The following is a 12,203-nucleotide window of genomic DNA, read 5'->3' on the forward strand; positions in this document are numbered from 1 at the left end:
AGGTGAGGGAGAACGCCAATTTCTGCTGCCGGCATTATCCGGGCAGTTTCTTGGCGCCTTTATGAGCTAACATTAGCCAATCCCTTGGCTGCTGGCAATCATTTTGATTAGCAGAACTAGAGTCCCAGAGCTTTAAAGGTTTCGGCAGAGGGGAAACCGTCGGCCACCAAGCCTTTGCTGAGCTGAAACGCCTGTAAACTGGCGCGGGAGTTACGCCCGAGAATACCGTCCGGCTTTCCGGCATCAAACCCCTGCTCATTGAGCTTTTGCTGCAGCGCCTTTATCTGGGCGCGGCTCAAGCGGGTTTGCTGCGGCGGTGCTTTGGCCAGCCGTCCGGCGCCACTTATTCTGTCGGCCAAATGGCCTACTGAGATGGCATAAAACTCAGAGCGGTTCCAACGCTGGATCACCTGGAAGTTATCGTAGCCGAGAAACGCAGGTCCCTCGTGCCCGGCGGGCAGATAGAGTGTGGCTTCCATCTGGGCCTGTGGCAGCACCTCGCCATTGCTCTGGGTCAATCCCAGCGCCTGCCAGTCGGCGAGAGACTTTTTCTGCCCCAGGTGCTGATAATCAAACGCCTCAGGTAAGCGAACCTCCCTGCCCCAGCGTTCGTTGCGCTGCCACCCCAGGTGAGCAAGAAAGTTTGCCGCCGAGGTCAGGGCATCATCTATGCTGTTCCAGAGATCCGCCTTGCCGTCACCGTCACCATCGACGGCATAACTGGCGTAGGCACTGGGCATAAACTGGGTGTGTCCCATGGCACCGGCCCAGGAGCCTTGCATATCGGCGGCAGCAAAACCATATTTCTGGCTCAGCTTCAGCGCTGTCATCAACTCCTGGGTAAAGAAACCCGAACGGCGGGAGTCACAGGCCAGAGTCGCCAGCGAGTCCAGGACCGGCATCTTACCCTTGTAGCCTCCGAAATTGGTCTCCATGCCCCAGAAAGACAAGAGATATTGCGGCGGCACACCATACTCGCGCTTGAGCTTGTCCAGCAGCGCCTTGTGCTCAACCAGCAGTTCCCGGCCCTTGGAAACCCGCCAATCTGTTACCCGTTTATCGAAATAGTTGGCAAATGTCTGGGTAAACTCGGGCTGACTGCGATCCAGCTCTATCACTCTGGGGACAAACTTGAGTGGCTTAAGATGTGAGTCGATGGTCTGTTGACTGATACCCTCGTTAAGGGCCTTGTCCTGCAACTCCACAATACACTGAGGAAAAGCCGCTTCTCCGGCCTTTATCAGGGCTTCTACAGGATCCTCATTCTGGGGGGCTGCCAGCGTTTGCGTGGCCAGCAGCAGGGGAAACCAGGATAATACTCTGAACACCTTCCGACTCCTTAAAAGATTAAACACCCCATCGAGTTCCATCCTAACCAGTCGCACAGCGTTTTTTAAGCCCCGCAGGCATAATTCCCTGTCGTTGAGCCGATTTTTAAGCATTTATTCCTGTTTGTTCATCTGAGGTTAAGATTCACTTGGACTCCAGTGCTTATGCCGTATAATGGCGCCACTAACCCTTGCTCAAGAGAGAGATCATGACTGATTTAGCGCCGGCACTGAGCCAATTTATCGATAACGTCAAAGAGCACCAGCAGGTGTGGGGCTTACAGGACGACTCCGGCGAAGGCTGGGTGGTGTGTGACTCCAGTGAATATGAAGACACAGATGTCATGCCTTTATGGTCTGATCAGGCGGTGGCCCAGAGCCATTGCACCGAGGAGTGGGTCAACTTCGCACCCGTAGCGATTTCACTGGAAGAGCTGCTGGAGTTCTGGATTGAAGATCTCAACGAAGATGGCGTATTGATAGGTATCGATTGGCGCGCCGAGCAGGAATGTCCCGAAGTTGAGCCGGTAGAGCTGGCCAAGTTCCTGGTGGACGTGGAAGCCGAATAAGCTTTACCCGGTCGGGAGTCACCAAGGCTCCCGACTTCTTTTAAGACTCAGAGCAGCATCTGCACAACCCTATGCCCTGTCCCTTGGTCGACATCCCCTTTAATTGCCGTCACAGTTGCTGGTTTTGTGCCGAACCCTGTGAGCACGTTTTTGCCTTTAGAGCCTCCCCCCATGCAGAACATGCCTCACTGAGCGTGCCCGCCTGTAAGGAGTGCCTGACGCTGGCCCGCCAACATCCTCTCACCTCAATATACGAGTGCCGTATTGCGGTTAAAGATGCGCTGATGAAGCGCTACGCCAAACATCTGGCCATAGGGCTGAATTGGACCCGTGAAGAGCTGGAAGAATCGGAGTTTTCCTGCAAAATTCTTGGCGGCTTTAAACGCAGCGCCTGGTTTATGTATGAAGTGGCCAGAGACAGGATCAATGCCAAGGGCTGGCCCCTCTGTATTGAAGGGGTTCCGCTGAGCGACGAGACGCTAAATACCGGGTTTGACTTCGACGGTTTGCACTACAGTTCGGTGTTTGCCGCCATAGAGCACTACGCCAAAAACTTTGCACTGGATAAAGACTTTCTGCAGGCCTTGACTGCGATCTGCGGCCGCGACAGATTTGCCTTTGCCGTGCGCCTGGCCAGACTCAACATCGCCGCGGACAAACGCACCAAGAAGCAACTTATCCGCGAACTGGAGCAGGAAAACAGCCGCTAATCAGCCGAGCTGACGAATTCTGTCCTGCACCGCTTCCACCAGCAGATCCGGCTGGAACTTGGAAATAAAACGATCGCAACCCACCTTTTCCACCATCGCTTTATTGAAACTGCCACTGAGTGAGGTATTGAGGGTGATATAGAGATCGGCCATCCGCTTGTCGTTGCGCACCTCATAAGTCAAACGGTAACCGTCCATTTCAGGCATCTCGGCGTCGGTGATCATCATCAAAATCTGATCTGTCACCTTGAGCCCCTGATCGCACCATGACTTGAGCAGCGTCAGCGCCTCGCGCCCATCGCTGCGTTCAATCACTTCAAGCCCCAACTGTCCTAAAGTATCGCGAACCTGGCGTCTGGCAGTGGGCGAATCGTCGACAATTAAAATCTTGTGCCCCGGCATCTTGGCCACCAAGGACTCATCCAGCACACCTTCCGAGAGACGCACGTCATAGTGGATGATCTCCGCCAACACCTTTTCCACATCGATAATTGACACCAACTCAGTTTTACCCTGAGTCTCAATACGGGTAATGGCGGTAAGGTAATGATTACGGCCGGCAGTCTTCGGCGGTGGCATGATATCGCCCCAGGTCATGTTGACGATATGCTCAACCTTGCCCACCAGAAAACCCTGCACACTGCGGTTGTATTCTGTGATGATAAGGTTAGCGTCTTCGCCCACCGGCATGGGCGAAAAACCTATGGCACTGCGCAGGTTAATGACAGGGATGGACGTACCGCGGATATTGGCGACGCCACTGATGGCGGGATGACTGCCGGGCATGGCAGACAGTTCCGGCAGTTTAACTACCTCTTTGACCTTGAATACATTGATGGCAAACAGCTGGGTCGAACTGATCCTGAACAGCAGCAGTTCCAGACGGTTCTCACCCACGAGTTGGGTACGTTGATCTACGGATTCCAATACTTTTGCCATAACGACTGCGTTTCCAATTTAACTTCGGAGTATTGAGCAAATTATAGTGGTAAAGCGGCACAACAAACCATGCTTCAGGGCAAATTTAGGCTAAATTGTCTTAAATGATACGCACTTGGATGCTGTTATATCGGCTACAAAAGATAGGGAAGGTGCGAACAAGTCCCATGCGTGCTCTGCGTCGGCTTACAGGCCAGGATGCAAGGCGTGGTTCGCAGCAAATGGCCCTAGTCCTTTGCAAGAGGCATAACACAGCAGGCAGGTAAGCCACGCCCTTTGGGGCTTTCACAGCAACCGGCTCTCTGCGTTATCCGACTTCGACAGGCCCCGGCATGCCTTCAGTCAGATGCCTTGAACGCCAATTGCTGTGTAAGCCAGAGTGCCGCGAGGACTGATTCGCACCTTCCATAGGATTAAACGCATAAGTGCTTATAGAGTGGAGCTGGGCAAAACCAAACCACCAAGCACGACAAGGCCCGGCTTGACCCGTCATTATCCTGCTCAAGCTTTGCCGACGGTTTTACGGGCCAGGATGATACCCGCCAGCGCCGGCAACTGGTGTTGGCGGATAATCTCAAAGTTGCCGGTATCTTCAAGAACAGCCAAGAGTTCAGCGTGATTGAAACGGTTTTCCTGGGGATGTTCAAACAAACGCCGACTCAAGGGATTACAGATAGCAACGCGATAAAGCTCTTCCATGACGAAATAGCCGCCAGGACGCAATACTCTGTGTACTTCGGCCACCGCCTGTTGCCAATCCGGAATATGATGAAAGGCGGCAAAATCAACCACAAGGTCAAACTGGCTATCGGCAAAAGGCAAGGCGCTGCCATCGCCCTGGCACAGATGCAACCAGTTTTGATCCGAATACCACCCGGCGCAGTGGCTGACCATGTCGAAATCAAAATCGAGCGCCCACACTTCTTCCGCCCCCAGATCCTGACGCACAAGCGCGATTCCCTCACCAAAGCCGCAGCCTATCTCCAAGGCGCGACTAAAAGCAGGTAAAGGCTTGGCAAACAGCTTCAACAACATCCGCCGCTCCAGCTGTCTTTGCAGCCACAAACGCAGCGGATGCCTGACTATCGATTTTTCAAAGCGATTGAGTTGCATGAATGGCAAACCACCCAAGATAATTCATGGTTAATATTTAAGGCCCTTGCGGCGACAATCATCTTCACTCTTCCCCAAAGGGTTCCAGCGGCAGTTGATCCCAATAGATGCCCTGACCGAAGAAGTCTTCCAACAGTTGATTGAGCCGCGAAAAACTGCTCACCCTTTGCGGCTTGCCACTGATACAGTGCCACACGTACCTGTGGCAGTTATTGTCAAACAAGTCATAATCCCGATACTGAAACAGGCTCTCGCCGGCGCGGGCCAGCGCCTGTTCACTGACCAGGGGCATTCTTTGATGATCGCAGGCAACAAACACCTTGCTGCCGCTGCGACCTGCCAGGAAACGCTTCACCGACACTGGCCGCACCAGACCGCTGCCGTGGAGTTCGGCCAACATATCGTCACCGAGCCAGATACCTGTGTGTTCAATGACCCCGAATACGTGGCAGCACACCAGCATCCCGGGCTGCACTCGTTTGACACTCTGACTGTGAAACCATTCACTGGGTGTCAGCCGCGCCTGACCCTTGGCCCCCTTTGTCGGCATATCCTTGAGTACTCGATTGCGGGCGACTTTCTTACGCTTCTGCCCTTCATCGGCAAGCCACACGGCGCCGAGTGCGGCAGAGCCGAGCCAGAGTAACGGAAGTGCCATAGCTTTGCTCCTTAACGCCTTGAGTGGCACTTTGAAATTAATCGAATTCGGGCCGCTTGGCAAAGTTCAATTCGACCAAGCTCAGTTCTGACAACGCTCTGATCAGTATCAAACCAAGGGAATACACCCAGGAAGTGTTCACCGACTGCTATACCCAGGAGAGGAAATTGGCCACAGGCTCTTTGGCGGCATCACAGCTTTGCGCCAGAAACAGCTCGCCACAGGCCAGCGCATCGGTCAGGGCATTGTGGGCCGAATACGGCGGCAGATGATAGCGGCTGCGGCAAGCGCCGAGGCGCAGACTACCGCTTGGCAGCACCTCCTGTTGCCGCTGCAGGCGGGTCTTTTCCAGCAGCAGGGTATCTATCACGGGAAGGTGCAACTTAGTACCATATGCCTGCTGACAAAGCCTGCTGAGAAAAGCGCAGTCCAAAGGAGCATGATGCATCAGTAAAATGCGCCCCTGACTTTGCCCTAACAACCAAGGCAAGAGCTGTTCGGGCGCCAGCGCCCCCTGTTCAAGATGGCGATCCATAATGCCGTGAATCGTGGCGCTCTGACCGACACTGCCGGCAATACTCACCAATTTGTGGCGGGCGCCGCTGAGCTCCAGTCTGCCTTTGTTGATGGGCACCACACCGATAGAGAGTATCTGATCGCACCCCGGCTCTAGGCCGGTCATTTCCAGGTCCAACGCCATCAAAGGCGCCTCTGCCACAGGCTTGGATAACACAGGACTCAAAGCCTGGTAAAAAGATTTGAGTGGCTCCTTAGCCTGCCAACAATGCCAGGCCAGGCGGGCTTTGTGCAGCAAAGGCATCCTAGAAACTCCGGGTAAACTTGAGTCTCAACGCCGCCTGGGCATCATGCACCACTTTGAAGGCATCCCTGAGTTGATGACGCATCAGTGAAGAGAGTGCCTGCGGCAACAGAAAATTGCTTATCTTCTGGCCTTGCTCAAACTGACGCCCCTGATTCGCCAGCCGCATATGGGCAATAAATTCATGGGCATCGGCAAGGTTGAGGGCGTCTTTGCGGCTCAGCAGCTTGCTCTCCATCAAGGCGCGGATCCGTTTGGCGGTATTGACCTCTTTGATACCAGTGGCCAAGGCATATACCCGGGCGATGTCATTGATAAGGGCGCTGCCCCTGTGTTTGAGATCCATCCCCTTGACCTCACTGCCATCCCTGTCGAGCACGAATTGGCGGAAGAATCCCAATGGCGGCGACTCACTTAAGGCATTGCCGGTCAGGGCCGCCAGAAAGATATCCTTGTCTTTGGTCTGCGCCAGCACCTTGTCTTGCAGCGCATCGAACAGGCTGTCCGGCCCATATACGGAGCGCATATCGAAAAAGATGCTGGCATGCATCAAGGCCTTGGGCTCAGGGGTGTTGACCCAAGAGGCAAACTTCTGCTGCCAACTTGTCAGCGACAAACACCAGTTGGGATTTTGCGCCATGATATCCCCGGGGCAGTATACATAACCGCATTCGTTGAGCCCGGCGCACACCCCCTTGGCCAAGGCCTGAAAATAACCTCTGGCATGCTCATCCGGCTCTTCTGCCAGCAATAAACCATTGTCCTGATCCGAGCAGGCGGCCTGATCCTGCCGCCCCTGAGAGCCAAATGCCAACCAGCAAAACGCCATCGGCGCCTCCCCGAGCAGCGCCTGATTGAGCTGGATAAGTCTGCGGGTAAGCGCATCGGTAACTGAGGTCAGTACCCGGCCAATCTCCTCGGCACGGGCATCCGCACTGATAAGGTTTTGCAGCAAAAGTGGAATTTGTCGACTGACGCCGATAAGGCTTTGCAAATCTTTTTGCCGCTCTATCTCGCCTATCAGCAGCAAAGGTTGGGATGCCTGACTTCGCAGTATGTCTGTGCTGGTGATCATCCCGACCGGCTGCTCTCGCTCCATGACCGGCAGATGGTGAATGTTGTGCTCGCTCATCAGCAGCATGGCTTCAAATACCAGGGCCTGGGCATCTATGTATACGGGCTGGCGGGTCATGGCTTGAAACACGGCTTCATTGCCGGTAAGCCCCTCGGCCAGCACCCGATTACGCAGATCCCTGTCGGTGAGGATCCCCACCAGTTTGTGATTATCCAGAACCAAGACAGACGACACCCTGTGCTTGCGCATCAGCTTGGCCGCATCCGTGATACAAAGGCGGTGATCGACACTGACAGGCTCATGGGTCATCAGGGTGCTGATACGGCTGGTGGTGGTCAAATCCCTGGCCCGAAAACGACCTTGGTGGCGCAACCGTTTGGCATAGGCGCGGTTGAAGAAGCGGTCGAAGCTGCGACACTCCAGGCGCAGAGTGTCAAACAGCGCCGGTGGCACATGATAGACCAAGCCATCTTCGAGGATCAGCACCTTGTTACTGATCTCCTCGCCCGACAGCAGAGAGGGAAAGCCAAAGCAATCGCCCTCCCCCAAACGGTCCAGCAACTCGCCTTCGGCATCGCGCACTTCAAAGGCACCGCTGCGAACGATATAGAGCATGGGGTTGGCCGAATCCAGCGGCACGGCTTTCATCGACTTGCTGTAATAACCTATGCCGATGGCGCGGCAACATTGCTCCAGCAAGGGTTGCGGCAGTTCATCGAAAGGAACCGTCTGTTGCAGAAAGCTGCGAATAGGCAGCAGTTCACTCTCATCCATGGGCGGCCTTTAGAGTTGGACTGACTAATCTCAATATTGCCCACTCTGTATCATGCTGGCTATCTGGCTTTAGTCGAATACAGCCAGAACCAAGGCAGAAAGCCCGAAACAGAAAGCCCAAACCAAAGAAAAATAGAAAGTTGAGTATCCAACCCAAACTGCACTGATAAAAAAATCCCCCGGCCAAGCGGGGGATCTTCCATTTATGCAGCATCAGACTATCAGTGTTCCTGCGCCGTGCCTGCACCTTTGGGGAAACGGATGGATTCAACCATTTCCTGTACATGCTCCGGAACAGCGGCTGTCATCTTGGCAACAATAATCGCCACAACAAAGTTGAGTATCATGCCAATCATGCCTATTCCTTCAGGCGAAATACCAAACAGCCAGTTTTCAGCGCTGTTATCGGCAGGATTAATGAACTTGAAGTAGATGATATAAGCCGCGGTAAAGCCAAGCCCCACCACCATACCGGCTATGGCTCCTTCCTTGTTCATCGACTTGGAGAAAATACCCATCACGATTGCCGGGAACAGTGACGATGCCGCCAAGCCAAAGGCAAAGGCCACCACTGCCGCCACAAACCCTGGCGGATTAATCCCGAAGTAACCGGCAATCACTATACCAACAGCCGCCGCGGTTCGGGCATAGAACAACTCCTTCTTGTCTGAGATGTCCGGCATAAAGTTTTTCTTCAACAAGTCATGGGATACCGAGGTTGAGATAACCAGCAGCAAGCCCGCAGAAGTCGACAGCGCCGCCGCCAGACCACCGGCTGCAACCAGAGCAATCACCCAAGCCGGCAGATCGGCGATTTCAGGGGTTGCCAGCACCATGATATCGCGGTCGATATTCATCTCATTGCTGCTGTCGTCGGTGAGATTACCCTTGGCGTAGTACATCTTGCCGTCGCCATTTTTATCATTCCACTTGATAAGCCCGGTGGTTTCCCAGTTTTTGATCCACTGCGGCGCCGACTCATAGGCAACACCTGTCGATTCAGGACCATTGATGGTTTCTATCATGTTCACCCGGGAGAACGCCGCCAAGGCAGGCACAGTGGTGTACATAATGGCAATAAACACCAGCGCCCAACCGGCACTGATACGGGCATCTTTCACCTTAGGTACGGTAAAGAAACGCACAATAACGTGTGGCAAACCGGCAGTACCTACCATAAGCGCAGCAGTGATGGCGAATACATCTATGGTGCTCTTGGCGCCTTCTGTGTATTCAGTGAAACCCAGCTGGGTTTGCAGGCCGTCGAGTTTTTGCAGCAGATACACCCCGGTATTATTCCCGGCGGCGTCTATCAGTTCAGCGCCAAAACCGATTTGTGGAATGATATGGCCTGTCATCATCACAGAGATAAAGATGGCCGGAACCATAAAGGCGAAAATAAGTACGCAATATTGGGCCACCTGAGTGTAAGTGATCCCCTTCATGCCACCGAGTACGGCGTAGAAGAACACTACCGCCATACCTATATACACCCCGGTATCGACATCCACTTCCAGGAAGCGGGAGAACACCACCCCAACACCGCGCATCTGCCCGGCAATATAGGTAAAGCAGATAAAGATGGCGCAAATCACAGCCACCACTCGGGCCGCCTGGGAGTAATAACGCTCACCAATAAAGTCAGGCACAGTGAACTTGCCGAACTTACGAAGGTAAGGCGCCATGCACAAAGCCAGCAACACATAGCCGCCGGTCCAGCCCATCAAGTACACACTGCCATCGTATCCGACGAAAGAGACAATCCCCGCCAGCGAGATAAAGGAAGCGGCCGACATCCAGTCTGCGGCCGTCGCCATACCGTTCATCACTGGGTGAACCCCGCCACCGGCAACATAGAAATCTTTGGTAGAGCCGGCTCTTGACCAGATGGCAATCCCTATATAAAGGGCAAACGAGAGCCCCACAATCAAAAACGTTAATGCTTGAACATCCATACGGCCCGCTCCTTAGTCTTCGTGTACGTTATATTTTTTATCTAAGGCATTCGCTTTGGCCGCATATACGAAAATCAGCACTACGAATACATACATGGAACCTTGCTGGGCAAACCAGAAGCCAAGCTTGAATCCCATAAAATGAATTTCATTGAGAACATCCACCAGCAAAATCCCACAACCGTAGGAAACCACGAACCAGATGGCCAGTAGTGCCAGTACCAAGCGCAAGTTTTCGCGCCAGTACCCCTTTGCCTTGTCATTGTTTTCAAAACCCATAGCGACTCCCCTGTGGTAATAATTATTAAGTCACAGTTAATCTAGCAACCGCCGGGAGTGCCACAATCAAGACCTTAGTCTAACCCCAAATTTACACATTAATAACAATTGTAAAAATCCAATATTTATCAGCTGGTTAAAACAAAATACGCCAATAAAACGCTCGTTTAATTGGCGCTTATTATTAGACCAATGTCGAAGTGATTTTCAGGATGGTTTGCATCAGGAAGCGGCCCTTCTCCGCCATGGGAAGGGTCGAACAAGAACCCAAAGCTGCCATAAACGCTTTTATCGAACCGAGGTGGAATAAACTCTTATGACCATTCAGGCTCTTGTCTGAATTTGTTCGGCAGATTAATGCCAAAAAGCGTAAAAAAAGAGGCCATTCGGCCTCTTGATTGCATTTTCTTGACTGCATTTGCAAAGTGGTCGCTATGGCGCTTCCTGGTTCAAATAGAGGACAAGCGCTGCCAGCTCCTTGGGATCTGAGCTTTGGGAGGTGATCAAATACTTGCCATTGACCAAGAGTGAAGGCACACCACGGATCCCTGAGAGCTGAGTCTGGGTATCATAATTGGCCAACGCCAGCTTGCTGTCGGCCGAGCCCAAGGTTTGGTTAAGCTCTTGCTCATTGACCCCCTGCGCCAAGAAGAAATCCTTCAACTGCTGCGGCCGATCAAAAGCCTGATGTTTCTCATGGATCCTGTTGAAAATATTGCCGTGCACCTGATCGGTTATCCTGAATTTTTGCGCCAGATAATAGGCTTCCTGACTGAGGATCCAGGAGGGACGCCCGGCACCGACCGGGGTTCGTTCAAAATCCAGTTTCCCCTTCAGCAGGGCAGCAGTTTGCTGCATCAAGGGATCCTTGTGATAGCAATGGGGGCAGTTATAGGAGAAAAACTCTCTGACTATGCCACTCTTGGCTTCCGGGATCCCTGGCACCTTGACATAATCGCGCCCTTCCTGAAAATCGGCCGCACTGGCACTGAAACTGCCGAAGGCCAAGAGTATCAGCGGCAAGGCTCTCACCATTCTGGATAAAAAAGACATAGGGTTTCCTCTTGTTCTGTTTTTAGTCACGCTTTTTATTGGCAAGCGGCAATAAGGCTATCAGCCTCGGGGTAACTGTATTCAAAGTCAAGCTCGCGGCAGATGAGAGAGCCATCCACCCACTTACCAGTTTCACTCTCTGTTGCAAACTCAGGCGATGCCAGGCCAAGCGCCTTGGCGGCAAGCGGATAGAATTCTTGCCTGGTTGGATGACACGGCGCACAAAGGTTATAGATGGCCCCTGGGTTAGCGGCGGTCAATAACTGCAGGCAGGCATTTATGCAATCATCGAGATGCACCAGATTCACCACGGCGTTTGCTCCGGGCAGCCCTTTCTTGCCGGCCAGGAAGCGCCCGGGGTGACGGCCAGGTCCGACCAAGCCGGCAAATCGGATGACAGTGACTTTGAGACCTTCGTTGGCAAGCGCCAGTATCTTCTGCTCAGCCATCGCCAAGGTGCCGGAATAGCTGTCCGCCGGAGCATCAACAGATGTTGCCTCTGTGACCACGCCCTGAGATTGTGGGTAAACCCCTGAACTACTTATAAACAACAGACGTTTGATGGAACTTGCTGCAATCACAGGCAATAAACGCTCGAGAGAGGACAGATAATCATTGGCGCCGCGCCTGAGGCCGGGGGGGATATTGAGCACCAAGGCATCACAGCCATCCGGTAACGAAGGTAAAGGTGCAGGCTCAGCAAGATTGAGGGTTACGGCATCCATCCCCTCTTTTCTCAACAGATCCGCGCCCTCCTCGGTACGCTTACTGCCGCAAACCTTAACGCCTCTGGCCAGCAGTTCCTTCGCCAGTGGCAAACCAAACCAGCCGCAGCCCCAAACCGCAATATGTTTCATCGCCCTACTCCGTTGTAAACCGAGCTCAAGCATAAGACAAATAACAATAAAAACCAGAGGTGAACCTATGAGT

12 protein-coding genes are annotated in these 12,203 nt (G+C 53.3%); 2 read left to right on the forward strand and 10 right to left on the reverse strand.

The genetic code is table 11. From position 1 onward, the window contains the following. Nucleotides 1-116 precede the first annotated feature (116 nt). The gene (locus tag N512_RS0102980; protein ID WP_391564070.1) at nucleotides 117-1,328 is read right to left on the reverse strand and encodes a lytic murein transglycosylase; all 1,212 of its coding nucleotides are present in this window, start codon (nucleotides 1,326-1,328) and stop codon (nucleotides 117-119) included. 209 nt (nucleotides 1,329-1,537) lie between these two features. On the opposite strand from N512_RS0102980, the gene N512_RS0102985 reads away from it, so the two are divergent. Further along, nucleotides 1,538-1,897 carry a DUF2750 domain-containing protein gene (locus N512_RS0102985; RefSeq protein WP_025009498.1) on the forward strand — a complete coding sequence of 120 codons (360 nt, stop codon included), beginning with the start codon at nucleotides 1,538-1,540 and terminating at the stop codon, nucleotides 1,895-1,897. Between the two features lie 71 nt (nucleotides 1,898-1,968). Further along, complete coding sequence (locus N512_RS0102990; protein WP_037473970.1) at nucleotides 1,969-2,607, forward strand: hypothetical protein; 639 nt, start codon at nucleotides 1,969-1,971, stop codon at nucleotides 2,605-2,607. Here the strand turns inward: N512_RS0102990 and N512_RS0102995 are convergent, their stop codons facing one another. The 9 genes from N512_RS0102995 to N512_RS0103045 form a co-directional block, all read right to left on the reverse strand. Next, a complete protein-coding gene (locus tag N512_RS0102995) occupies nucleotides 2,608-3,546 on the reverse strand; it encodes a chemotaxis protein CheV (RefSeq protein WP_028779355.1) in 939 nt (312 codons plus the stop codon). A 501-nt stretch (nucleotides 3,547-4,047) separates the two neighbouring features. Further along, complete coding sequence (locus tag N512_RS0103000; RefSeq protein ID WP_028779356.1) at nucleotides 4,048-4,659, reverse strand: class I SAM-dependent methyltransferase; 612 nt, start codon at nucleotides 4,657-4,659, stop codon at nucleotides 4,048-4,050. A gap of 64 nt (nucleotides 4,660-4,723) precedes the next feature. Continuing rightward, nucleotides 4,724-5,317: a hypothetical protein gene (locus N512_RS0103005; RefSeq protein WP_028779357.1), complete on the reverse strand. Its 594-nt coding sequence runs from the start codon at nucleotides 5,315-5,317 to the stop codon at nucleotides 4,724-4,726. Nucleotides 5,318-5,465: 148 nt separating this feature from the next. Then, a complete protein-coding gene (locus tag N512_RS0103010) occupies nucleotides 5,466-6,137 on the reverse strand; it encodes an exonuclease domain-containing protein (RefSeq protein WP_028779358.1) in 672 nt (223 codons plus the stop codon). Nucleotide 6,138: 1 nt separating this feature from the next. Further along, nucleotides 6,139-7,986, reverse strand: a complete 1,848-nt coding sequence (locus N512_RS0103015) for a DUF294 nucleotidyltransferase-like domain-containing protein (RefSeq protein ID WP_028779359.1) — start codon at nucleotides 7,984-7,986, stop codon at nucleotides 6,139-6,141. A 221-nt stretch (nucleotides 7,987-8,207) separates the two neighbouring features. Next, on the reverse strand, nucleotides 8,208-9,941 hold the full coding sequence (locus N512_RS0103025) for a sodium:solute symporter family protein (RefSeq protein ID WP_025009491.1): 1,734 nt from the start codon (nucleotides 9,939-9,941) through the stop codon (nucleotides 8,208-8,210). A gap of 12 nt (nucleotides 9,942-9,953) precedes the next feature. Beyond that, on the reverse strand, nucleotides 9,954-10,220 hold the full coding sequence (locus tag N512_RS0103030; protein ID WP_025009490.1) for a DUF4212 domain-containing protein: 267 nt from the start codon (nucleotides 10,218-10,220) through the stop codon (nucleotides 9,954-9,956). A 432-nt stretch (nucleotides 10,221-10,652) separates the two neighbouring features. Beyond that, entirely contained in the window at nucleotides 10,653-11,273 is a 621-nt protein-coding gene (locus N512_RS0103040) for a thiol:disulfide interchange protein DsbA/DsbL (protein WP_025888354.1), read from the reverse strand. Between the two features lie 35 nt (nucleotides 11,274-11,308). Next, nucleotides 11,309-12,130 carry an SDR family oxidoreductase gene (locus N512_RS0103045; RefSeq protein WP_028779361.1) on the reverse strand — a complete coding sequence of 274 codons (822 nt, stop codon included), beginning with the start codon at nucleotides 12,128-12,130 and terminating at the stop codon, nucleotides 11,309-11,311. Between the last annotated feature and the right edge of the window lie 73 nt (nucleotides 12,131-12,203).

It is taken from the genome of Shewanella sp. 38A_GOM-205m, from assembly GCF_000518445.1.
Classification (GTDB): domain Bacteria; phylum Pseudomonadota; class Gammaproteobacteria; order Enterobacterales; family Shewanellaceae; genus Shewanella; species Shewanella algae.